At 63.9% G+C, this 23,554-nt stretch carries 18 protein-coding genes and 1 pseudogene; 7 read left to right on the top strand and 12 right to left on the bottom strand.

Annotation, left to right across the window (positions count from 1 at the left end):
- Positions 1-174: 174 nt before the first annotated feature.
- The 4 genes from AC3FLX_RS01515 to AC3FLX_RS01530 all read right to left on the bottom strand — a co-directional run bounded on the left by AC3FLX_RS01515 (position 175) and on the right by AC3FLX_RS01530 (position 5,488).
- On the bottom strand, positions 175-1,854 hold the full coding sequence (locus AC3FLX_RS01515; protein ID WP_488693227.1) for an amidohydrolase: 1,680 nt from the start codon (positions 1,852-1,854) through the stop codon (positions 175-177).
- A 64-nt stretch (positions 1,855-1,918) separates the two neighbouring features.
- Positions 1,919-3,448: an amino acid permease gene (locus AC3FLX_RS01520; RefSeq protein ID WP_488693228.1), complete on the bottom strand. Its 1,530-nt coding sequence runs from the start codon at positions 3,446-3,448 to the stop codon at positions 1,919-1,921.
- A 143-nt stretch (positions 3,449-3,591) separates the two neighbouring features.
- Entirely contained in the window at positions 3,592-4,653 is a 1,062-nt protein-coding gene (locus tag AC3FLX_RS01525; RefSeq protein WP_488693229.1) for a phytoene/squalene synthase family protein, read from the bottom strand.
- A gap of 133 nt (positions 4,654-4,786) precedes the next feature.
- On the bottom strand, positions 4,787-5,488 hold the full coding sequence (locus AC3FLX_RS01530; protein ID WP_488693230.1) for a DUF899 family protein: 702 nt from the start codon (positions 5,486-5,488) through the stop codon (positions 4,787-4,789).
- 207 nt (positions 5,489-5,695) lie between these two features.
- On the opposite strand from AC3FLX_RS01530, the gene AC3FLX_RS01535 reads away from it, so the two are divergent.
- The 4 genes from AC3FLX_RS01535 (at position 5,696) to AC3FLX_RS01550 (ending at position 9,891) form a co-directional block, all read left to right on the top strand.
- Positions 5,696-5,929, top strand: a complete 234-nt coding sequence (locus AC3FLX_RS01535) for a CDP-diacylglycerol pyrophosphatase (protein ID WP_124685660.1) — start codon at positions 5,696-5,698, stop codon at positions 5,927-5,929.
- A 21-nt stretch (positions 5,930-5,950) separates the two neighbouring features.
- Positions 5,951-6,718 carry a CDP-diacylglycerol diphosphatase gene (locus AC3FLX_RS01540; RefSeq protein ID WP_488693231.1) on the top strand — a complete coding sequence of 256 codons (768 nt, stop codon included), beginning with the start codon at positions 5,951-5,953 and terminating at the stop codon, positions 6,716-6,718.
- Between the two features lie 148 nt (positions 6,719-6,866).
- Entirely contained in the window at positions 6,867-8,138 is a 1,272-nt protein-coding gene (locus AC3FLX_RS01545) for an MFS transporter (protein WP_488693232.1), read from the top strand.
- 211 nt (positions 8,139-8,349) lie between these two features.
- On the top strand, positions 8,350-9,891 hold the full coding sequence (locus AC3FLX_RS01550; protein ID WP_488693233.1) for a methyl-accepting chemotaxis protein: 1,542 nt from the start codon (positions 8,350-8,352) through the stop codon (positions 9,889-9,891).
- Positions 9,892-9,934: 43 nt separating this feature from the next.
- Here AC3FLX_RS01550 and cyoD read toward each other — a convergent pair whose 3' ends face one another.
- From cyoD to cyoA, 4 genes are all read right to left on the bottom strand, one after another.
- A complete protein-coding gene (gene cyoD, locus AC3FLX_RS01555) occupies positions 9,935-10,375 on the bottom strand; it encodes a cytochrome o ubiquinol oxidase subunit IV (RefSeq protein ID WP_488693234.1) in 441 nt (146 codons plus the stop codon).
- On the bottom strand, positions 10,372-11,028 hold the full coding sequence (gene cyoC, locus AC3FLX_RS01560; protein WP_488693236.1) for a cytochrome o ubiquinol oxidase subunit III: 657 nt from the start codon (positions 11,026-11,028) through the stop codon (positions 10,372-10,374). Before cyoC ends, cyoD begins: the two co-directional genes overlap by 4 nt.
- Positions 11,021-13,024: a cytochrome o ubiquinol oxidase subunit I gene (gene cyoB / locus AC3FLX_RS01565; RefSeq protein WP_488693237.1), complete on the bottom strand. Its 2,004-nt coding sequence runs from the start codon at positions 13,022-13,024 to the stop codon at positions 11,021-11,023. The genes cyoC and cyoB overlap by 8 nt, the downstream gene beginning before the upstream one ends.
- Positions 13,025-13,111: 87 nt before the next feature.
- Complete coding sequence (gene cyoA / locus AC3FLX_RS01570; protein WP_488693238.1) at positions 13,112-14,170, bottom strand: ubiquinol oxidase subunit II; 1,059 nt, start codon at positions 14,168-14,170, stop codon at positions 13,112-13,114.
- 147 nt (positions 14,171-14,317) lie between these two features.
- Here cyoA and AC3FLX_RS01575 point away from each other — a divergent pair, with 147 nt between their 5' ends.
- Positions 14,318-15,640, top strand: a complete 1,323-nt coding sequence (locus AC3FLX_RS01575) for an MFS transporter (RefSeq protein ID WP_488693239.1) — start codon at positions 14,318-14,320, stop codon at positions 15,638-15,640.
- Here the strand turns inward: AC3FLX_RS01575 and cynR are convergent.
- Positions 15,606-16,511 (bottom strand): transcriptional regulator CynR, encoded by a 906-nt coding sequence (cynR, locus tag AC3FLX_RS01580; protein ID WP_488693240.1) that lies wholly within the window; start codon positions 16,509-16,511, stop codon positions 15,606-15,608. The two genes, AC3FLX_RS01575 and cynR, sit on opposite strands and share 35 nt — an antisense overlap.
- A 102-nt stretch (positions 16,512-16,613) precedes the next feature.
- Here cynR and AC3FLX_RS01585 point away from each other — a divergent pair, with 102 nt between their 5' ends.
- The gene (locus AC3FLX_RS01585) at positions 16,614-17,261 is read left to right on the top strand and encodes a carbonic anhydrase (protein WP_488693241.1); all 648 of its coding nucleotides are present in this window, start codon (positions 16,614-16,616) and stop codon (positions 17,259-17,261) included.
- Between the two features lie 16 nt (positions 17,262-17,277).
- Here AC3FLX_RS01585 and AC3FLX_RS01590 read toward each other — a convergent pair whose 3' ends face one another.
- Positions 17,278-18,708, bottom strand: a complete 1,431-nt coding sequence (locus AC3FLX_RS01590) for an HDOD domain-containing protein (protein WP_488693242.1) — start codon at positions 18,706-18,708, stop codon at positions 17,278-17,280.
- On the bottom strand, positions 18,708-20,480 hold the full coding sequence (locus tag AC3FLX_RS01595) for a putative bifunctional diguanylate cyclase/phosphodiesterase (RefSeq protein WP_488693243.1): 1,773 nt from the start codon (positions 20,478-20,480) through the stop codon (positions 18,708-18,710). Before AC3FLX_RS01595 ends, AC3FLX_RS01590 begins: the two co-directional genes overlap by 1 nt.
- Before the next feature lie 465 nt (positions 20,481-20,945).
- On the opposite strand from AC3FLX_RS01595, the pseudogene ilvA reads away from it, so the two are divergent.
- A pseudogene (gene ilvA, locus AC3FLX_RS01600) lies at positions 20,946-22,010 on the top strand (threonine ammonia-lyase, biosynthetic); the annotation flags it as partial.
- 24 nt (positions 22,011-22,034) lie between these two features.
- On the opposite strand, the gene AC3FLX_RS01605 reads toward ilvA, so the two are convergent.
- A complete protein-coding gene (locus AC3FLX_RS01605) occupies positions 22,035-23,504 on the bottom strand; it encodes an MFS transporter (protein WP_488693244.1) in 1,470 nt (489 codons plus the stop codon).
- Positions 23,505-23,554: the final 50 nt, after the last annotated feature.

Below are 23,554 nucleotides of genomic sequence, written 5' to 3' on the forward strand. Positions count from 1 at the left end.
CTTTTTCGGCTCCAACCGGCGACAGTATTCGTGCGAGTCAATTTTTGATATCGCCGATCTCTTGAATGGCAGCGCTCCATCACCATGCGTTCAAAAAGCAAAAAGCCCCGCTGAACCTTCGTTCAGCGGGGCCTTCGCCTTGGTAAGACTAGCGCGGCGTCGCGCTATGCGGACTTAACGCTGCGCCGACTGATCCCCGCGCGCGAACACGCGATCCCCGGCCACCCACGTTTCCAGCACCTGGATCTTCCAGATGTCGGCCGCCGGTACCTTGAACAGGTCGCGGTCCACCACGATGAAGTCGGCCCACTTGCCAGCTTCGAGCGAACCGAGCGTTTTTTCCTGGTGCTCGGCATAGGCGGCGTCCAGCGTGAAGGCGCGGAACGCCTGCGGCAGGGTCATCGCTTCCTCCGGATGCCAGCCCTTGATCGGACGGCCTTCATGGTCGGTGCGCGTCACCGCGGCGTGCAGGCCGTAGAACGGGTTGGCCGATTCCACGGGGAAGTCCGATCCGCCAGCGATCACGGTGCCTTGCTTCAGGAACGTCTGCCATGCGTACGCGCCCTTGATACGGTCGTGGCCGATGCGGTCTTCCGCCATGTTCATGTCGCTGGTGGCGTGCGTGGGCTGCATCGACGCGATCAGGTCCAGTTTCTTGAAACGAGGGATGTCCGGCATCGACACCACTTGCGCATGCTCGATGCGATTGCGCAGTTCGCGGCCGCCCACTTCCTTGTAGGCCACTTCCATCGCGTCCAGCACCTGGTGGTTGGTCTTGTCGCCGATGGCGTGCACGTTGACCTGGTAGCCGGCCTTGATGGCCGTCTTCACGGCAGCCTGCATGGCGGCATCGCTCATGAACAGCAGGCCGCTGTGCGCGTGGTCGTCGGTGTACGGATCGATCAGCGCGGCGCCACGGCTGCCCAGTGCGCCGTCGCCATAGAGCTTCACCGCGCGCAGGTAGTAGCGGTCGTTGCCATAGCCGATGACCGGGCCCTTGGCCGACAGCGCCTTGAAGTCGTCGCCCGTGTCGCGGATCATCGCGTAGATGCGCGTGGTCAGCTTGCCCTGGTCGGCGAACTCGCGATAGATGCGGTCGTCGGTCACGGTTACGCCGGCATCGCCAACGGCGGTCAGACCCAGCGCATTCATGTGCGCAATGGCGGCGGAGAGTGCGGCGCGGCGATCATCATCCGTGTAGGGCGGGATGATGTCGTTGACCAGTGCCATTGCCTTGTCGACCAGCACGCCGGTCGGGTTGCCGTTGGCGTCGCGTTCGATACGGCCGCCGGCCGGGTCCTTGGTATCGCGCGTGATACCGGCGGCTTGCAGCGCCTTGGTATTCAGCCACGCGGCGTGGCCATCCACACGCACCAGGCGCGCGGGGCGGTCCGATACGGCGGCGTCAAGCTCGGCAGCGGTCGGAAAACGGCCCAGCTTCCAGTTCACCTGGTTCCAGCCATAGCCAAGCAGCCATTTGCGCTGAGGATTCTTCTGACCGTAGGCGCGGATGATGCCCTGGGCCTCCAGCAGGTCCTTGGTGCCAGACAGCGAGATCTCCGTGGTCTTGAAGCCCAGGCGGAACACGTGGCCGTGGGCATCGATCAGGCCCGGCAGCAGCGTCTTGCCCTGGCCGTCGACACGCTTTGCGTCGGGATACTTGGCGCGCAGCGCAGCGGCATCGCCGGTGGCCAGCACCTTGCCCTGATCGAATACCAGGCCGCTGAATTGCGTGACCCGGTCGTTCTGCAGCGTGTAGCCCTGTACGGATTCCACCAGCGTCGGTGCGGCGTGGGCGTGCAGCGCTGCCGTGGCGGCCAGCGCCAACACGCTCGTGCGAATGGACTTCTTCACGGAAGACTCCTTGAACGTTGTGCTTTGTTTTTGGTGTTGTAAATGGCGCCTGGGAATGGCGCTCTTATTCACCGGCTGCCGTTGCCATGCCGGGCGCGGAAGCGTCGGCATCGATCACGGGCAGCGCGGGGAATTGCATGTCGGCATAGCGCACGAATCGCGTCTTGCGCGTGATGCGGTAGCCGAGCCAGATCAGCAGAAAGATCGGAATGCCGACGTAGGTTGCCGTCACCGCCACCCAGTCGATCTTGCCTTCTGTAAATGCCTGATAGTTCTGGCCGAGCGTCACGATCATGCACAGCGCGAACGCGAAGATCGGCCCATACGGGAAGAACGGCGAGCGATAGGGCAGGCGGTTGAGGTCCAGGCCCTGGGCCATGAAGCCCTTGCGGAAGCGGTAATGGCTGACCGCGATGCCGAGCCAGGCGATAAAACCGGTCATGCCCGACAGGTTCAGCAGCCACAGGTAGACCGACTTGCTTTCGAACAGCGAAGTCAGAAAGCACAACGCACCGACGGCTGTGGTGGCCAGCAGCGCCATCAGCGGCACACCATTGCGGGTCAACTGCGCGAAGATGCGCGGCGCGCGGCCTTCGGTGGCAAGGTTGTAAAGCATGCGCGTGGATGCGTACATGCCGGAGTTGCCGGCAGACAGCACGGCGGTCAGGATCACCGCATTCATCACGCCCGCGGCAAACGCCAGGCCGGCGTGACGGAACACCAGCGTGAACGGGCTCACGCCCACGGTTTCCACATCGGTCTTGAGCAGGCTCGGATCGGTGTACGGAATCAGAATGCCGATGATGAAGATGGCCAGTACGTAGAACAGCAGAATGCGCCAGAACACCTGGCGCACCGCGCGCGGAATGTTCTTGGCCGGGTCCGCCGATTCTCCGGCGGCCACGCCAATCAGCTCGGTGCCCTGGAACGAGAAGCCGGCGATCATCGCCACGCCGATCAGCGCGGGCAGCCCACCGACGAACGGCGCATCGCCGGTGGTCAGGTTGGCAAAGCCATTCACGTGCTCGAAATCGCCGCGCATGACGCCGAAGATCATCAGCGTGCCGATCACGATGAATGCAATCACCGTGACCACCTTGATCAGCGCGCACCAGTATTCGGCCTCGCCGAAGCCGCGCACCGAGATGGCGTTGAGCGCGAACATCAGCCCAAGGAACAGGGCGCTCCACAACACGCCCGGCGTATCGGGGAACCAGTACTGCATGACGAGCTGCGCGGCGGCCAGCTCTACGGCGATGGTCACTGCCCAGTTGTACCAGTAGTTCCAGCCCAGCGCGAAGCCGAAGCCTTCGTCCACATAACGGGCGCCGTAAGTGGCAAACGATCCCGAGACCGGCATATACGCGGCAAGCTCGCCGAGGCTGGTCATCAGGAAGTAGACCATCGCGCCGATCAGGATGTAGGCCGCCAGCGCGCCGCCGGGTCCGGCCTGCGCGATCGTGGCGCCCGACGCCACGAACAGGCCCGTACCGATGGAACCGCCAATGGCGATCATGGTGAGATGGCGTGCGCGCAGGGTGCGGCGCAGCCCGGGCGCGTGCGCGCCTTCTTTTGTATTAGATTGACTGGACATATAAGACATGCGTCCGGGCCCTTGTGAGGCCGCGAACGGAGTTCACCGGCCAGCAGTCTCCTCTCCACTGGCCAGCATGGTGGGCGGCATCATAAGAGAAAACGGAGGGCGCGGAAAGGCGGGAAATGCCGGAGCGGAATGCTTCAACGCAAGCTTGTGTCGATGCGGGCGGTGATGCTGTCCATCCAATTGCGCAGTGCGGTGTCGGACATCACAAGCGCCGTGCTGCGCCACAGTATGCGATACACACTGTTGCGATTCACCTTGCTCACGCGCGCGGGATCGAGCCACGCATCGTTTTCCACAAGCAGCGCCAGCGTTTCCAGACCGATCAGGATTGGCCACAGGCAGGCCAGGCGCAGACGGATGGCAGTGCGCGGCAGGGCGAACGTATACGCCGTTGCTTCGCGGAAATGATCGAGTGCGATACGGACCAGCTCGTGCAGCATGGGGCGTGCACGCAGCGAGTTCGACGGATCGAGCAGAAGCTGCACGGTCAGTTCATGGCGATCGAGCACTTCGGTGGGCAGATAGCAGCGGCCGATGCGCAGATCCTTGCCGCAGTCGCGCAGCACGTTGACCATCTGCAGCCCCTTGCCGAAGCGCACGCCGCGGCGGAGCATCGTGTCGAGCGGTGCCTTGAGCGTGCCGGGTAGATGCGCATCGGTCATCGTGGTCCAGAACTCGCCGACGCAACCGGCCACCAGATAGGTGTAGCGGTCCAGCTCCGCCAGCGTGGGCAGTGCGGCAACCTGGCCGGAGCGCTCGTCGGGGAAGGTCGTGAGGTCGAACTCCATGCCTTGCGTCAGCGTGGTGACGATGCCCTGTACGGCAGTGCGATCCGACGCCTGGAGTTGCGCGAGCACGTCCAGTGCCGGGCCGATCGATTCGAGCAACTGCTTCTCGCCGGAGTCGATCTGCTGGCTGGCCACTTCCACGGCCAGCCGTTGTGAAAGGGTGCCGCTGCTGTCGTCGCCGTCCTTGCCGCTATTGACGCGCTCGCGCAATGCCAGTAGCAGATCGAGCCGTTGCTGCGGTGGGATCAGCGAGGTATCGGCAATCGTATCCGCGGCACGCGCCAGCAGATAGGCAAGCCCTACCGGATCACGCATGCCTGCGGGCAGGATGCGCAGTGTCAGATAGAAGGAACGGGAAACGCCCTTGAGCAACGGGCCGAGCAGGAAGGCCCGGTTCGGGTTTGGCATGACGCGATTGGCAGACGATGGGACGGCGCATTGTACCCATTGTGGCTGCCGCTGCCCTTGCTGTTGCCGTTGCTGGCGGAGCGCGCCCCTCTGCCGCTTGTGGGAGAGGAGCGCGGAACAGGCGCCACTCGACTTAGTCGTACTGCAGTTTCGGATACCAGTTTCCGCCGCGACCTTCCGGCGTGGTGTCCAGCAGTGTCCAGAGCGGATCGGGGTCGGGCGCGCTGCGCGGGTCCTGGCCGGGATCGGACATGCTGTCGCTCATCTCCACGCTATAGAAATGCCGGATCTTGCCGTCACGCTTGCTGAAGACGGTATAGGCGGGCATGTCGGCGTCTTCGGCGCTGACGTAATCGCGCGTGAAATCGCCATCGGTATCGGCATAGACCTTCAGTTGCGTCCAGCCGCGCGCGGCCTTGGCGGCCTTGAGCCGGTCGATGGGCGAGCGCGCCACCATCGCCAGTGCCACGCGCTGTTCGATATCGGGAACCTTGCCCTCCCACGACGCCATCAGCGATGTGCACATTGGGCACGGCTTGTCGCGTTGCGGGCCGAACATATAGCTGTAGACCACCAGCGTGTCCTTGTCGCCGAACAGGTCGGCCAGCGTGACCGGGCCGTTTTCGCCAGTGAAGTGATAAGTTTTCTTCACTTCGCCGCCGTCCGGCAGTTCGCGGCGCATTTCCGCAACATGTTCGATGCGGCGGCGCAGTTCGATTTCCTCGGCCAGCAGCGCATTGCGTGCCTGCCGATACGCGGCGCTTTCATTTGGAAAGTGCGCGCGGTTGCGTTCGGCCAGTGCACGGGCCGGGGTCAATGTGGACGATTGCGTCATCGTCTTGCCTCCTAAACCATGAATCCGTGGCGTGCGCGCCACGCTGGGGAACACCCGCATCCACCCGGAAAGCCCGGTCTGGCGCGGCCGTCTGACCAGCATAGGCAAAGAACTGTCCACATACGCAACACAGGGTTTGCCAGGTCATTCCCATGTCATGTCCGGATATGCATAATCTGTAGCATCTGGGCTTCAAGATTTGATCTGATGCGCGTGACGATTCGAACCACGACGATTCCCGGATCCCTTGACCGGGGCCCACTGCATCGAGCGGCGGTCTACCTCAATACAGAGGAAGATGCTTCGCCGCTGATGGTCAGTGCATGGAGTCAGCGTGAACCCGATGCCTTCCTTGCTGCCCAACGCTGGGCCCGCAACCACCATTACATGGTTTCGAATCCTCGCAACGGCACTTACTACGGCGGCCGCACCGCGCGCTGAACCGTACGCCGGCTGCCTGTCATGAAACGATGGCTGTTGTATTGCCTCGCGCTTGCCGCGTCGGGGCCTGCCTGCGCCGACGCTGGCCTGCTCGAACGCATCGTCGGCGGTTTCTCGCGCGATTCGCTGTGGAAGAACGTGCAGGAGCGCTGCCTGGTGCCGCCCACGCCGTCGCACGCGGATTGCGTGATCGTCGATCGGACGCAAGGCTTCGTACTCTACAAGGACATGATCGGTGCCTCGCACTACCTGGTCATTCCCGATCAGGCCGTGGCGGGCGTCGACGATCCGCGCGTATGGAAAGACGGCCAGCGCAACGCATGGGCCTTCGGCTGGCAGGCACGCGATGTCGTGGGCAAGGCGGTCGGGCACGCGCTGCCGGACACGCTGCTCGGCCTGGCGATCAATGCCAGGGCATCGCGCAGTCAGGACCAGCTTCACATCCACCTGGATTGCATCAGCGAACGCGCGCGCGATTTCCTGGCTAACGGAGATATCGGCACGCAATGGCGTGATCTGAGTTTCAACGGCAAATCGGTGCGGGCCATGCTGATTCCGGCGGACCAGCCCTCGCTATCCGTGAACCCGTTCGGCCTGGTGCGGCAGGATGTGGGCGGTGATATCGCCGACCGTGGCGTGTTCATGGCCTATGTGAAGCCCGCCAGCGGCACGGCCGGGTTTGTCGTGGTCGATGAGCCGGTGGACAAGGTCAGAGGCAGCAACGGCCATGCGAGCGATTTTCTGGATCGCGGATGCAAGCTGGGCCGCTCGCTGGCGCCGGACAAGTAGCGGCGCGGCGGGTTTCGCCAGGCGGAACCTGAGTGCGCTGCTGCGCGGTGATCGACCGCTTTTATTGTCGTCACGTGAAATCCGGGGAGTTTCGCCGCGTAGAATAATCGCCAAAATCAGGCCGCGAGCCACTCCACGACGCGTATCAATGAATACCCCGGCAACAGAACCGGCAACAGACCGGCGTCCGCACACCCCCGCATCCATCGACGAGAATTCGGCCGCGCGTGGCATTGCGCTGCTGACGTTCGCGTTCATCCTGAGTCAGTTCTATCGCAGCTGCCTGGCGGTTATCGCACCTGAGCTGCAGCAGGACTTTGGCCTGTCGCCCGCCGGATTCGGCGCACTGTCGTCGTGTTTCTTCCTGTCGTTCGCGGTGGCGCAGATTCCCGTTGGTATTGCGTTCGACCGCTATGGCGTGGGGCGCCCCACCGCATGGCTGCTTGGCATCGGTGCGGCCTCCGCCATCGGCTTTGTGCTGGCGCCTAGCGGCGCGGTGGCCATGCTGGCGCAGATGGGGCTGGGGCTGGCGTGCGCGCCGGTCTTCATGGGCCTGCTGCACTACGCGTCCGAACAGCTTTCAGAACGGCAGTACATGCGCGTGGTGAGTCGTTCTAACGCAATGGGCATGATTGGCGCGCTCTGCGCCACGGCGCCGCTTGGCTGGTTCTCGCAGCATTTCGGCTGGCGTCCCGCGCTGGCCATTTCCGCGTTGTGCATGGTTGGCGCGTGCTATGGCGTATGGCGCCATGTGCGTGACGGCGGCCATGAGCAGGCGCGGCAGGCGCCGATGGGCGCGATGCTGGCGGAAAGCGTAAAGCTGCTGGGCATGTGGCCACTCTGGACGCTGATTCCACTATGCGTGGCGATGGCGGCCGGCACGGGCTTTCGCAACGCCTGGAGCGGGCCGTACCTGGCGGATGTATTCGGCCTGCAGGCCGGCACGCGCGGCGTGGCATTGACGCTGCTGAGCCTGGCGGGCTTTGCCACGGCGTTCCTGTTGCCGGTACTGGTCCGGCGCAGCACGCTCAAGACCACTATCGGCGCCTGGGCCTGCCTGTCGATGACGGGCGGCATCGTGCTGACAATCTGGCCGGACACCGGCGTGGTGTCTGGCGTGGGCATGATGGCGCTGCTGTCGACGATCGGTATGCTCCATCCGCTGGTGATGGCGCAGGGCCGCGCACTGATTACGCCGGCCAAGCGCGGCCGCGGGCTGGGCCTGCTCAATACGTTCGTGTTCCTGGGTTCCGCGCTGACGTCGTGGGGGTTTGGACTGATCGCCAACGCGGGCCACCTGCGCGACTGGCCCGTGGCCAATACGTATTCGGCCATCTTCTTCTCCGCCGTTGCCGTGGTGGCACTGTCGCTATTGCCATACTGGTTCAGTCCGTCCTCGGTGATAACGCACCACAAATAGGCGCCAACATTACAGTTGGCTTTCAACGCGAATCTGCGCCCGCAATTCGCGTTTTCCCTGATATTTGTCTCAAGTTTCTTCTACGTGCGGCCGTTAGGTCTTCCAATGTCTGCTCATGCGTACATGTTTCGTGCGCACGAACGCAGGAGGAGCGGCCGGGCGCAGCGTGCGACATCCGGCCTGCCACGAACCAATCGATCAGGTAGAAGAAATGAAGAATCTTGGTATTGGTGTGCGCCTTGGCATTGGCTTTGGCGTGGTGATGGTGTTGTCGACGCTCATGACCGTGCTGGGCGTGCTGCGTCTGCAGGAAGTTGCGGGCCGTACGCACGCGATGATGCAGGAACCGTTGGCCAAGGAGCGTGTGGTCAGCGACTGGTACCGGCTGATGTATGCCAGCGTGCGTCGTACCACGGCCGTGGCACGCAGCAGCGACCCCACGCTTGGCACGTTCTTCGCCAAGGAAACGAAATACTCCACCGACGCCATCGCGGCGCTGCGCGACAAGATGCAGCCGATGCTGACGTCCGACGCCGAGAAGGCCGCGTTCCAGCGCATCCTGGTGGTACGCAATCCGTATAACGATTCGCGCGACAAGATCACCAAGCTCAAGGCCGAAGGGCTGACCGACGAAGCGAACAAGGTGCTTGAAACCGAGTTCGTGCCGGCCGGCGATGCCTACCTGGGCGAGATCCAGAAACTGCTCGACATCCAGCGCGCATCGATCGATGCCACCGCCGTCGAGATCAACGCCATCTACGAAAGCGCGCGCAATGGCCTGATCACGCTGGGCGTGATCGCGCTGGCGATTGGCGTGGCCTTCGCCTGGTGGTTGACCATCGGCATCACGCGGCCGCTGCATCGTGCCGTGGGCTTTGCCCGCACCGTGGCCGCTGGCGACCTGAGCAGCCGCATCGACGTCGACAGTCACGACGAAACCGGCCAGCTGCTCGAAGCGCTGCGCGAGATGAACGACAACATCCTGGGCATCGTCACCGAAGTGCGCAACGGCACCGAGGCCATCGCCACGGGTACGAGCCAGATCGCCGCCGGCAATACCGACCTGTCGCAACGTACCGAGGAACAGGCGTCGTCGCTGCAGGAAACGGCGTCGAGCATGGAAGAACTGACCAGCATCGTGCGTCAGAACGCCGATAGCGCCAAGCAGGCCAGCGCGCTGGCCGTGAATGCGTCCGACGTGGCGACGCAGGGTGGCGAAGTGGTCGGCCAGGTCGTGAATACGATGGAAGAGATCAATACGTCGTCACGCAAGGTGGTCGACATCATCTCGGTGATCGAAGGCATCGCGTTCCAGACCAACATCCTGGCGCTGAACGCTGCCGTGGAAGCCGCCCGCGCAGGCGAGCAGGGCCGCGGCTTTGCCGTGGTGGCTGGCGAGGTGCGCAGCCTGGCCCAGCGCAGCGCGACCGCTGCCAAGGAGATCAAGTCGCTGATCGGAGATTCCGCCGAGCGTGTCGAGCGCGGCTCCGAACTGGTGGCGCAGGCAGGTCAGACGATGGAAGAGATTGTCGGCGCGGTGAAGCGCGTGACCGACATCATGGGCGAGATCAGCGCGGCGTCGGCCGAGCAGAGCGCCGGCATCGAGCAGGTCAACCAGGCCGTTACGCAGATGGACACGGTAACGCAGCAGAACGCCGCGCTGGTGGAGCAGGCCGCGGCGGCCGCCGGCTCGCTCGAAGAGCAGGCCCAGCGGCTCAAGGAAGCCGTGGCGACGTTCCGTCTCGCGGCCTGATCGCCCCGTTGCTTCGTGTACTTCGTGTAGTGACTTAGCGCGGTTACTTCGTCCTGGGCGGCACGATCGTGCCGCCCGACTGCGCCGCTTCGCGCGTGTGTTCCATCTGCGGCATCATGTTGCTGTTCAGGTGGAACATCACCCAGAGCGATCCTGTCAGCGTGATGACCACCAGTGTCAGCGTGAACATCAGCGAGAGCATGTTCCAGCCGCCCTCCGACTTGGCGTTCATATGCAGGAAGTAGATCATGTGCACCACGATCTGCACCGCGCCGATCAGCAGGATCACGACGGCCGTGGTCGACGACTTGTCGAACACCTTGCCCATCACCAGCCAGAACGGCACCGCCGTCAGGAACACCGACAGTACAAAGCCCGTCAGATAGCCGCCCAGCGTGGCATGGGGTCCGATGTCTTCTTCGTGATGGCCATCATGGCCGTGTCCATGCCCGTGGCCGTTCATCGCGTGGTCTTGCGCGCTCATGGCAGCGCTCCCATCAGGTAGACAAAGGTAAAGACGCCGATCCAGACGACGTCCAGAAAGTGCCAGAACATCGACAGGCACATCAGCCGGCGCTTGTTGGCGGTGATCAGGCCGTGGCGGCCCACCTGCAGCATCAGCACGATCAGCCAGACCATGCCGAACGTCACGTGCAGCCCGTGCGTGCCGACCAGCGCGAAGAACGATGTCAGGAACGCACTGCGCGTGGGCCCCGCGCCTTCGTGGATCAGATGCGCGAACTCGTACAGTTCCACGGCCAGGAACGCGGCGCCGAACACACCAGTAATGGCCAGCCAGATCTGCGTGCCCGCCACCCGGTTCTGCTGTAGCTGCAGCATCGCAAAGCCATATGTGATCGACGACAGCAGCAGGAACGATGTGTTCAGTGCCACCAGCGGCAGCTCGAACAGCTCGGCGCCGGTGGGGCCGCCGGCATACTCGCGCCCCAGCACGCCATAGGCGGCGAACAGGCACGCGAATATCAGGCAGTCGCTCATCAGGTAGAGCCAGAACCCGAGCAGTGTCCCGTTCTCGGGGTGATGCTCTTCGGTCAGATAGAACTGGTAGCCGCCCGGCGGTACGTCATCCGCCGCGGCGGTACCGTGCGCATGGAGGGGAATGGTCGTGTCAGCCATGGCCAGCCATCAGTTGAGTGCGCGCCGCTTCGGTCCGGACCACGTCTTCAGTCGGAATGTAGTAGTCGCGCTTGTAGTTGAAGGTATGGATGATTGCCGCAATGATCGTCGCCGCGAAACATGCGACCACGAGCCACCAGATGTGCCAGATCAGGCCGAAACCCATCACTGTGGAAAGCCCCGCCAGCACGATGCCGGCCGCCGTGTTCTTCGGCATGTGAATCGGGATGAAACCTTCCATCGGCCGCTTGAAGCCGTGCTGCTTCATCTGCCACCACGCGTCGGTGTCATGCACCACGGGGGTGAACGCAAAGTTGTATTGCGGTGGCGGTGACGAGGTTGACCATTCCAGCGTGCGGCCGTCCCACGGGTCGCCGGTGAGATCGCGCAGTTCTTCACGGCGCAGGAAGCTGACCACGAGCTGGATGATGAAGCAGGCTATGCCCAGCGCAATCAGGAAGGCACCGAACGCGGCGATCTGGAACCAGATCTGCAGCGATGGGTCGTCGAAATGGTTCATGCGGCGCGTGACGCCGAGCAGGCCCAGCCAGTACAGCGGCATGAACGCGAAGTAGAAGCCGGTCAGCCAGAACCAGAACGATGCCTTGCCCCACGACGACACCAGCCGGTAGCCGAACGCCTTAGGGAACCAGTACGAGATGCCGGCCATCAGCCCGAACAGCACGCCGCCGATGATCACGTTGTGGAAGTGGGCGATCAGGAACAGGCTGTTGTGCAGCGAGAAGTCCGCTGGCGGCACCGCCAGCAGCACGCCGGTCATGCCGCCGATCACGAACGTGACCATGAAGCCCACCGTCCAGAGCATGGGCACCTCGAACTTGATCTTGCCGTGGTACATCGTGAACAGCCAGTTGAAGATTTTGGCCCCGGTCGGGATCGAGATGATCATCGTGGTGATCCCGAAGAACGAATTCACGCTGGCGCCCGAACCCATCGTAAAGAAGTGGTGCAACCAGACCAGGTAGGAGAGCACCGTGATCACCACCGTGGCGTACACCATCGACGCGTAGCCGAACAGTCGCTTGCGGCTGAACGTGGCGGTGACTTCGGAGAACACGCCGAACACCGGCAGCACGAGGATGTAGACCTCCGGGTGGCCCCAGATCCAGATCAGGTTCACGTACAGCATGGCGCTGCCGCCCTGGTCCGCGGTGAAGAAGTTGGTGCCGACGTAGCGATCCAGCGACAGCAGCGCCAGCGCGGCGGTCAGCACCGGGAACGCTGCAATGATCAGCACGTTGGTGCACAGCGACGTCCACGTGAAGATCGGCATGCGCATCAGCGTCATGCCGGGCGCGCGCATCTTGACGATGGTGACGAGCAGGTTGATGCCCGATAACAATGTCCCCACCCCGGCCACCTGCAAGGCCCATATGTAGTAGTCGACCCCGACGTCCGGACTGTGCAGGATGCCCGATAGCGGCGGATAGGCCAGCCAGCCCGTGCGCGCGAACTCGCCAACGAACAGCGACATCATCACCAGGATGGCGCCGCCCGTGGTCATCCAGAAGCTGAAGTTGTTGAGGAAGGGGAACGCCACGTCACGCGCGCCGATCTGCAGCGGGACCACGAAGTTCATCAGGCCCGTGACCAGCGGCATGGCCACGAAGAAGATCATGATCACGCCATGCGCCGTGAAGATCTGGTCGTAATGGTGCGGCGGCAGGTAGCCAAGGTTGTCACCGAAGGCAACGGCCTGCTGGAGCCGCATCATGACCGCGTCGGCAAAGCCGCGCAGCAGCATCACGATGCCCAGCACGACGTACATGATGCCGATCTTCTTGTGGTCGATGCTGGTGAACCACTCATGCCAGAGATAGCCCCAGACACGGTAGTAGGTCAGCAGCGCCAACAGTGCGATGCCACCGAGCAACACCGCGGCGAAGGTGGCTATCAGGATCGGTTCATGCAGCGGGATGGCCTCCCACGACAGGCGGCCAAAGATCATGTTGGCGAGTTCGGAGCGCTCGGGCATGGTTGTCACCTGGGCCTGTATTGACCAATCCTGGCCAATGATGATGGGCGAAATCGAAAACGTGAAGGGATGAATCCGGGCGATGCGTCAGCGCAACAGCCGCCTGCCGTCGTTGAGTGCGGCATCTGGCGCGAACACCGGCGCCACGTCCGGTGTATTGCTCGCGGTGCAGATTTCCGCGGACGGATCGAAGCGAACACGGCTGCCATTCCGGTTTTGCGCCATCGTGTCCGCCATGCAGGTCCCGCCCTCCACGCAGCGGTTCAGAATCAGCTTGTAGAGATCGGGCGCCACACTCGCATAGCGTTGCACAGGCTCGCTCTCGCTGGGCTTGGCCAGCTTCATGTACGTGTCCTTCGACAGCGGCGTGCCCGACGATTTGGCCTGCTGTACCCAGCGGTCGAATTCCTCGTTCGACATGCCGTGGAACTTGAAGCGCATATGCGAGAAGCCCGCGCCGCTGTAGTTGGCGGACATGCCATCGAAAACACCGGGCTTGTTGATCACCGCATGCAGCTTGGTTTCCATGCCCGGCATCGCGTAGACCATGCCGGCCAGCGACGGGACAAAGAAGGCGTTCATGACGGACGTGGCAGTGATCTTGAAGGCGATGGGGCGATCCACCGGCGCGGCCAGTTCGTTGACCGTCGCAATGCCTTGCTCGGGGTAGAGGAACAGCCATTTCCAGTCCATCGCCACGACCTCCACGGTCAGTGGTTTGGTCTCGGCCGGCACGGGGCGCCGGTCGTCAAGGCGGGTGAGCGGGCGGTAGGGGTCGAGCTGGTGGGTGCTGACCCAGGTGACGGCGCCCAGCGCGATGATGATCAGCAGCGGTGCGGCCCAGATCGCCAGTTCCAGCACCGTGGAATGGTCCCACTCGGGGTTGTAGGGCGCATCTTTCGCGCTTTCCCGATAACGCCATGCGAACAGCAGTGTCAGACATATCACCGGCACGATGATCAGCAGCATCAGGCAGGTGGCGATGATGATCAGGTCGCGTTGCCGCACGGCCATGTCGCCCGACGGCGACAACAGCACGGCGTTGCTACATCCCGCAAGCCCCAGCAGCACGGCAATTGCGGCACTTCGCAAAAGCATCTTTCCCGTCACCTTAAACGTCGGCACAGCAGCTTCGAAGCGTTGCATGGTCTTGGAAGTGGCGTTTGATTAACGTCGACGGCTGACTGACGCCGCAATCTTTCGATTTCCAATGGCAGTTTAGGCGCTATTCTTGTTACTGCGGGACTTTAAGTGCAGTACGACATTCCTTCCGCACTCGATGGAGACTCCACGATGGCAAGTCTGTCCCACCAGCATCGCGCGTCGCCGACTGCACCTCCGGCGCCTGGCCACCATGAGGTGGCACCTGCCGAGATCGCCACAGGCGTGGTGATCGGGCGCGCCTCCGAATACTTCGACTTCTTCACCTACGGTATCGCCTCGGTACTGGTCTTTCCCACGGTTTATTTTCCGTTCGCCAGTGAGCTGGCGGGGTTGCTGTACAGCTTCACGATCTTTTCGTTCGCGTTTATCGGACGCCCGTTTGGCACGGGATTGTTCATGCGCGTGCAGCGTCGCTGGGGGCGCGGCGTCAAGCTGACGGCATCGCTGTTTCTGCTTGGCACGGCCACGGTGGGCATTGCATTCCTGCCTTCGTATGCATCGCTGGGCAGCACGGCGATTTATCTGCTGGCGCTGTTCCGCTTCCTGCAGGGCATTGCGTTTGGTGGCTCGTGGGACGGCCTGCCATCGCTGCTGGCCCTGAACGCGCCCGAGCAAAAGCGCGGCTGGTACGCGATGGTGGGGCAGCTGGGCGCGCCGACTGGGTTCCTTGTGGCAGGCGCGTTGTTCCTGTTCCTGCATGTCAGTCTGACACCGGAGGAGTTCATCGACTGGGGCTGGCGCTATCCGTTCTACGTGGCATTCGCCATCAACGTGGTGGCGCTGTTCGCGCGGCTGCGGCTGGTGGTCACGCACGAATACACGCGGCTGCTGGAAGAAGACGAGCTTGAGCCGATCAGCACGCTGCAGATGGTGAACGCGCAAGGCTTCAACATCTTCCTCGGGGCATTCGCGTCGCTGGCCAGCTATGCGCTGTTTCATCTGGTCACGGTATTCCCGCTGTCATGGGTCAGCCTGCACAAGACGCAGGAGATCAACGACGTGCTGGCGGTACAGATCATCGGCGCGGCCATTGCGTTCATCGGCACGCTGATCTCGGGCTGGCTCGCGGACCGCATTGGCCGGCGGACCACGCTGGCGACGATGGCGGTACTGATAGGTATCTTCAGCCTGGCGGCGCCGTGGCTGCTCGATGGCGGCGCAACGGGGCAGGACGCATTCATCCTGGTGGGGTTTGGCTTGCTGGGGCTGTCGTATGGGCAGGCCGCCGGCGTGGTCACCTCGAATTTCGATAGCAAGTTCCGCTATACGGGTGCGGCGTTGACCACGGACTTCGGCTGGCTGTTCGGGGCCGCGTTTGCGCCGCTGGTGGCGCTGGGGCTGTCCTCGCTGTTCGGCCTGGTGGCGGTGAGTCTCTATCTGCTGTCCGGCGTGGTCGGGACGTTGATCGCGCTGCGTATCAATCGTGCGCTGGGGACGCCCGACGACGTTTGAATTCACTGAGCGCAAAGTCCACGAAGGCGCGTGCCGCAGCAGTGCGGTACGCGCCTTTTCGTTGCAGGAGCGCGGCGTGCCGTGGCGGCAGCGGCCGTTCCAGTTTCAGGATGCGCAGGTCAGTCTGTCCGGCGGCGATGGCGGCGGGCAGCACCGTGGCATGGCGCCCGCTGCGCACCGCATCGAGCACCGCACTCACCGAGTTGGCTTCGAACGTGATGCGTGGCTCGATACCGAGCGCGCCAAAGTACCGCGCAATATAGCCGCGGGTGGCGAACTCCCGCGTCAGCATCGCCATCGACTCTCCCGCCAGTGACGCCGCGCCCAGCGCGGTACGGCGCCGGGCCAGCGCGTGCGTGGCGCCCACCATGTAAGCGAGGGGTTCCTCGATCAGCGGCGTGGCCTCCAGGTCAGGCAGGTGAATGTCGTCGAAGGCGATGCCGATGTCGATGTCGTCGTTGGCCAGCATCGGCTCCACGCGCTCCTGCGGCATTTCGCGCAAGCTCAATGTGATGTTCGGATACTTCAGATTGAACGCCACGATCAGCGGCGCTACCAGATATGGCGTGAAAGTCGGCGTCATGGCCAGCCGCAGGTTGCCGCGCGTCAGTTCACCAACGTCGTGAATGGCGCGCTGGCCGGCCTCCAGGTCCTGCAATGCGCGCCGCGCATGTCCGTAGTAGGCCTGGCCCGCATCGGTCAGCCGCACGGTGCGGCCGCTGCGGTCGAAAAGCGGTGCGCCAAGCGAATCCTCTAGCTGGCGGATCTGTTGCGACAGCGTTGGTTGCGAAACGTGCAGCGCCTCGGCGGCACGTGTGAAATTGCCGGCGTCGGCAACGGCCAGGAAGTATCGAACGTGGCGCAGCAGCATGATCGGTCAGCTATTGGTATTGCCAATGCTCAGCATAATAATCCCGTCTTTGACCAATGGCGCGAGGTTCGACATGCTATCGGTTCAAATGGGGGGATTACCGTGAAGGATCTGATTCAAGGCATTCTGAAATTCCAGCGCGAAGAGTTTCCGAAACTCTCCACGCTGTTCCAGGAACTGGCTACGCAACAGAGTCCGAGCACGCTGTTCATCGCCTGTTCCGATAGCCGCGTGGAACCGGCGCTGTTGACGCAGAGCGAACCGGGCAAGCTGTTCGTCATCCGCAATGCGGGCAATATCGTGCCGGCCTTTGCGGTGCAACCGGGCGGGGTGTCGGCCAGTGTCGAATACGCGGTAGCTGGCCTCAAGGTGCGCGACATCGTGATCTGCGGCCATTCGAACTGCGGCGCGATGACGGCGGTGGCCATGTGCCAGTGCCTGGACCATATGCCTTCGGTTGCGGAATGGCTTGAGCACGCCGCCGGTGCCCGAAAGATCAGCCTGGCGCGTCCACATGCGTCGGACCGCGAGCGCGTGGACGATATGGTGCGCCAGAACGTGATCGAACAACTCGCGCATCTGCGCACGCATCCGTGCGTGGCCCAGGCGCTGGCGGAACACCGCGTCGCGCTGCATGGCTGGTTCTATGACATCGGCACTGGCGCGATCGATGCGCTGGACGGCAGGACCGGAGAGTTCGTGCCGCTGGCCCAGTATCCCGAAGTCAATGCCACGGAGATGAGCCGATGAACGTCGATGCCGGTGCCTAGCGGCTTGCCGGTGCCGCGCGCATGACGCCCGCCGCAATCTCGCTGGTCAGCGCATCGATGGCTTCGAGTTCGGCTTCACCGATCACCACCGGCATGCGTGCGCTGCCCCAGTCGCCATAGATCATGGCGATGCAGCGGTTGCGGATCTTTACCGGTGCCAGCAGCACGGTGCGCGCGTCGGGCATCGCGTCGCGATACCAGCGCGGCATGCGGTGCGCCACTTCCGCGTCGAACGTATCCTCGACCAGCAACGGCCGCGCGGACAAGCCGGCGAAGTGGAACACATCGGGCACGAAGCCTTCTTCGAATGACAGCGAGGGCAACGCTTCGCGCATGCCTTCGCCAAAGCCCAGGCGCGCGTGGAACCGGCGCGTCGTCGGATTCAGCATCATCAGGAAGCAGCGCGAGAAATCGAGTGCGCGCATGCTGGTTTCCAGCACCATCGGCGCCAATTGCGAAACGGTCAGGCTCGCGCCTTCGCGCCGCACCTCGGCCAGCCCCTGCCGCAGCCGCTCCAGCACGTTCACCGGTTGCGGATGCGGCGCGGCGCCGTCCACCGGGGCGGGTGCTTCCGATGCGGAAATCGACGTGTTGAGCGCTTCGGCCTGGCGCACGGCAACGCTGACGTCGCTGGGGTTGAGGCCCAGCATCTTGGCGTGCGTGGTCAGCAGCGCCTCCACGGATGCCTCGGTGCCTTCGCGCACCATCGTGACCGCGGCCTCCGCCGAAACGTGGGCGATCGCGGACAGCCAGTCCGAATGCGTCTCCAGCACGGTGTCGCTGGAAAGCGTGCGCGGCTTCATCGCGTGGGCGATCAGGCCGGGCAGGCGCCATTTGCGCGCTGCTGCCTCGGCAATGTCTTCCAGCGAAACCCCGAGCACTTCCTTGGCGGCTTCGTCCTCGGTCATCGGATGCGCGGCGCACATCGCTTCCACGCGCTCCCATTCCTCGGGGAAGTAGAACACCAGCAGAAGGCGGCTCATGTGGTGCATCAGCGTGCAGACGACCGCTTCCTCGCCTTCGTTGATGCCGCGTGCCTGAGTCAGCGCGCGTGTGATTTCGCCGGCCACCAGCGCGCGCTGCAGCGCCTTCAGGGCCTGCGGGCGCTTTGGGGCCACGCCGTGAAAATAATCGAGCAGCTGGATGCCGAGCGTCAGGTGGCTGATGGCCTCCACGCCCAGTACGAGGATGGCGCGCGAAACCGTGGTGACTTCACCGCCGAAAGACCGGTACATCGCCGAGTTGGCCAGCCGGATCACTTTCTGGGACAGGCTGAAGTCGGACAGTACGCTCGTGGCCATTTCGCCGACGGTCAGGTCGGCGTTGAGCGTCTTGAAGATGTTGTCGACGCAATACTGCAGCGTGGGAAAGTCTCCCTGCTGGGCCATCCGAGCCCACAGGGTCTCGAAGAAGTCTGTATTGGACATCAGGCGCCCACCCGCTGCGTGAACACTTCGCCGTGGCCCATGATGAGCTTGCCGTCGAGCACCGCGTTCTCGAAGTCTGACGGGCTCAGTGCGCGCGCATAGCGCCAGCCCTGTACGAGGTCGCATCCCTGCGCGGCCAGCAGCGTGCCTTGCGCATCGGTCTCCACGCCTTCAGCGATGGCCACCAGGCCCAGTTCGCGTGCCAGCGACAGCACGGCGGACACGATCGTGCGCGCGTGCGGGGAGTCGATCATGTCGGCCACGAAGCTGCGATCCACCTTCAGCGCGGATAGCGGGAAGCGCCGCAGGTAGGACAAGCTCGAATATCCCGTGCCGAAATCGTCCACGGCAAAGCGGATGCCGAGCGCGCGCAGCGACAGCAGCAGACGCTCCGCGGCCTTCGGGTCGGTCATCAGCGCGCTTTCGGTGATTTCCAGCACCAGGCGGTCCGCGCCGATGCCGGCGTCCTGGATTGCGCCGCGCACGCTGTCGTAGAAGTTGGGGTGCAGGAACTGCACGGCCGACACATTGACCGACATATGGCCAACGTGGATGCCCTGCGCGTCCCAGGCGGCCAGCTGCGCGCAGGCGCAGCGCAGCGCCCAGGCGCCCAGATGTTTGATCAGTCCGTTTTTCTCGGCCACCGGGATAAAGACGTCGGGACGGATTTCCTGCCCGGCATGCTCCCAGCGCATCAGTGCTTCCACCGCGCAGATCTCGCCCGAGCCGGGCCAGACGATCGGCTGATAGTGCAGCAGGAATTCGCCGCTCTGTACCGCCTCGAACATGCTCTGCTCGATCCGGAACTGCTCGTCGAGCCGGCGGTCGAGTTCCGGCGAATAGATGCAGTAGCGGTTCTTGCCCAGTGCCTTGGCCTCGTACATGGCCAGGTCGGCGCGACGCAGCCATTGCGATTCGGACTGCGTTCCCTCGGTCGAGAATGCCAGGCCAATGCTGGTGGTGATGCGCACGTGGCACCCGCCCAGCAGGAACGGTTGACGGCAGACGTGAATGACGCGCTCAAGGATGCGCACTGCCTCGGCCTCGGATTCCAGGCCGTCCAGCATCAGCACGAATTCGTCGCCGCCCAGGCGCGCCACGCTATGGTGGGTGCGCACGGTGTCCTGCAGTCGCGCGCCCACTTCCTTGAGCAGCGCGTCGCCGTACTCATGGCCAAGGGAATCGTTGACGTTCTTGAATCCGTCCAGGTCCATCAGCGCCAGCGCAAACGGCTGGCTGGCCATCGGGCCGGACGTGTATTCCTCGATGCGCTTGCGGATATAGGCGCGGTTGCCCACGCCCGTCAGCGGATCCAGGAAGGCACGCTCGGTCAGCTGGCGCTCGGACTCGACCCAGTCCGTGATGTCGTGGCCGAACAGCAGCAGGCTTGCGGCGCCGCCGGCGGCGCGGTGATGGCTCACGCGCAGGTCGAACCAGCGGGGGCCGCCAATACCGCCAGCCACGCGCGCGCGCTCGCGGCGCGGGGCATGGTCGAGTACGCATTCCTGCAGCATGCGCGCGACCAGGTCGCGCGATTCCAGCGCGATCACATCGAGCACGGAAGTGCGCAGCAGATAGTCGAGCGGATAGACCAGTAGATCGGCAGTGGTGTCCGTGGCTTCGAGGATGCGGCCCTGAACGTCGACCCGCATGGCCAGCGCGCCGGAAGCCTCCAGCAACGCCCAGGCCTCGCCCCCGGCAGGGGTGGCACCTGCCGGCCGGCGTTCGGCAGGCTCGGGTGCCAGAGCTACATCGAATGCAAGCGCGGTCATGTATCTGTTATGCCCGAAGTCCTGTGGACGCAGGACAGATATCGGTGGAATTCTGTGAAACTGAAGCGCCGGAAACCCGTGAGATAAAGCAGTCCGCAGCAAACCAAGTCACGGAACATGATCACGGCTCCGACAGGGACGTTTGGCGCGACAGCGCCGATTCTAATACGACCTTGGGTGCGGCTGAGCACCGCATGGGCCAACGGATTGCGGGAATCGGCGCGGCTGCAACAGGCTGCATTGGCCACCACGGGGCAGAGCACTGCCGGGATTGACTAGCATGCGGAAATCCGTGACACTCGCTGCCATGTCCTGTTTCGGCCTGCAAACCATCGCGATTATTCGCACCATTCCTCGAATGGTGGGTTAGCGCGCGTCCGAAACAGACATCAAAAACCCGCCCAACGAGGCGGGTTTTTTTGTGGCCGCCTCCTGGGAAAACCCCAACTCAGACAGGAGCGTCCCATGCCGTTATCCACAGCCCAGTTCACTGCCACCGTGGCGCCCGCCCCGATTCTGCATGCGGAAGCCGATGCGATCGACGCAGATGACTACCTGAGGCGGATTCTGACGGCGCGGGTCTACGATGTGGCCCGCGAAACCTCGCTCGACCCGGCCCCGGCCCTGTCCGCCCGCCTGGGCCACCGCGTCTGGCTCAAGCGCGAAGATCATCAGCCCGTGTTCTCGTTCAAGGTGCGCGGCGCGTACAACAAGATGGCCAACCTGTCCGCCGACGCGCTGCAGCGTGGCGTGATCACCGCGTCGGCCGGCAATCATGCCCAGGGCGTGGCGCTGTCGGCGGCGCGGCTTGGCGTGCGCGCCATCATCGTGGTGCCGCTGACTGCACCGCAGGTCAAGGTCGATGCCGTGCGTGCCCACGGGGGCGACATGGTCGAGGTGGTGCAGGCCGGCGAATCCTATTCCGATGCCTATGACCATGCGATGCTGCTGCAGCATGCCCAGGCGCTGACCTTCATCCCCGCCTTCGACGATCCGGACGTGATTGCCGGGCAAGGTACGGTGGGCATGGAAATCCTGCGCCAGCATCGCGGGGCGCTGGACGCGGTGTTCGTGCCGATCGGTGGCGGCAGTCTGGCAGCAGGGGTGGCGTCCTATATCAAGGCGGTGCGGCCCGAGGTACAGGTGTTTGGCGTCCAGACCGAGGATTCTTGCGCGATGGCGCGCTCGCTGGCGGCCGGGGAGCGTGTGACGCTGGAATCGGTGGGATTGTTCTCGGATGGCACGGCGGTCAAGCGCGTGGGGGAAGAGACGTTCCGGCTATGCCGTCATCTGCTGGATGGCGTGCTGACCGTGAACACCGACGACCTGTGCGCGGCCATCAAAGACATTTTTCAGGACACACGCAGCCTGGTGGAACCAGCCGGAGCGCTGGCGGTGGCGGGTCTGAAGCAGTATGCGGGGCGACTGCCGCACGGTGCGCAGCAGTCGCTGGTGGCGATCACGTCGGGGGCCAACATGAACTTTGACCGCCTGCGCATCGTGGCGGAGCGGGCCGAGGCCGTGGAGGCCGCCGCCCGCTGAAGTGGGTGGATGTCAGGACTGGAAGTCCTCGGCGTCCACGTCGTAGTTGGCCGGTTCCCAGCGGATCACCAGCAGGGCCAGCAGGCCGGCCAGCGGCGCCAGCGCGATCACCCAGAACACCTTGGTCGAGAGCGCGGCGGCCAGCACGGGGAACAGGAACAGCGAGGCCGTGGAGCTGCCGCGCATCAGCGTCTGGTTGAAGCCGACGCCCACGCCGCGCAGCGAGGTGGGATAGCTCAGCGACGCATAGGTCATCGTGTGCGCGCCGGGGCCGAAACCCTGGCCCAGCAGGAACAGCGCCAGGAACGAAATGGCGATGACCACCTGCGCCGCGCCGGCGGGTTTGCCCACCAGCGCCAGGCCAATTAGCGCGGCGAGCTGGAACGCATAGCCGGTGACGGTCAGCTTCCAGGCGCCGGTCTTCGGTACCAGATGCACGCCGATCAGGCCGCCGACGAAGGCAAACAGCAGGTTCAGCGCCAGCGACACGAGAATCGTCGTCAGCATGGTCTGCGCCAGGAAGCTGGCGATGATCACGGGCAGGCCGAACGCCACCGCGTTGTAGGCGAACGATGAGGCAATCGACATGATCGTGGCCAGCGCGGTACGGCGTGCGTAGACGCCCTTGAGCAGCAGGCCATAGTTGCGCCACGAGGCAGGGCGCTTGGGCGGTTCCACGACGGCGTCCGGTGCCACGACGGCGTCGATGCCGTACGACGTGCGCAGGATTTTCGCGGCGCCCTGGAGGTCGCCCTGATTGGCGGCCCACACCGGCGACTCACTCATATAGCGACTGCGCACGGCGATGATGATCAGCGCGGGCACCGCGCCAAAGCCGAGGATGATGCGCCAGAGCAGGCCGCTGTGCGATTCGGGCAGGATCGAGTAGCACCCCAGCACCAACAGGTAGGACACACAGATCGCCGCATACCAGGTGGGGCACCACATCGCCACGCGCGCGGCCTTGTTGCCGTGCCCCTTGAGCTTGGAAAACTCGGCCAGGAATGCCATTGCCACCGGCAGGTCGATGCCGACGCCCAGTCCCATCACAAAGCGGGCGCCAGCCAGCACGTACTCGTTCGGCGCCAGCGCACAGGCAATGGCGGCGATCACGAAGCAGAGCATATCGGCCATGAAGACGCGGTACCGGCCGATGCGATCGGTGAAATAGCCGCCCAGGAAGGCGCCGACAATCGCACCGAACGTGATGGCCGATGCCACCATGCCCGTGCCCGCCGGACTCAGGCCAAATTCCTTGGTCACGTCCTTCAGGCCGAAGGCGAGCGCGCCCAGGTCATAGGCATCCAGGAAGATGCCGCCCAGCGCAATCGCCACCACGATGCGGGCATTGCTGACGGAGGCTCCGCCTTCGTTGACGAGCCGCGCCACGTCGGCGGCGGAACGGATGACGGCCTTGGACGGCGCGGCCGTCTGGGCAGCCTCTTGTGCGCCGGCTGGCGACAGGGCGAGATCGACTGACATTTGTATTTTTGAGAGCGCTTGTAAACAGGAAGGCGAGAGCCTCCCAGCTC

Source organism: Cupriavidus sp. 291-E7 (genome assembly GCF_057798835.1).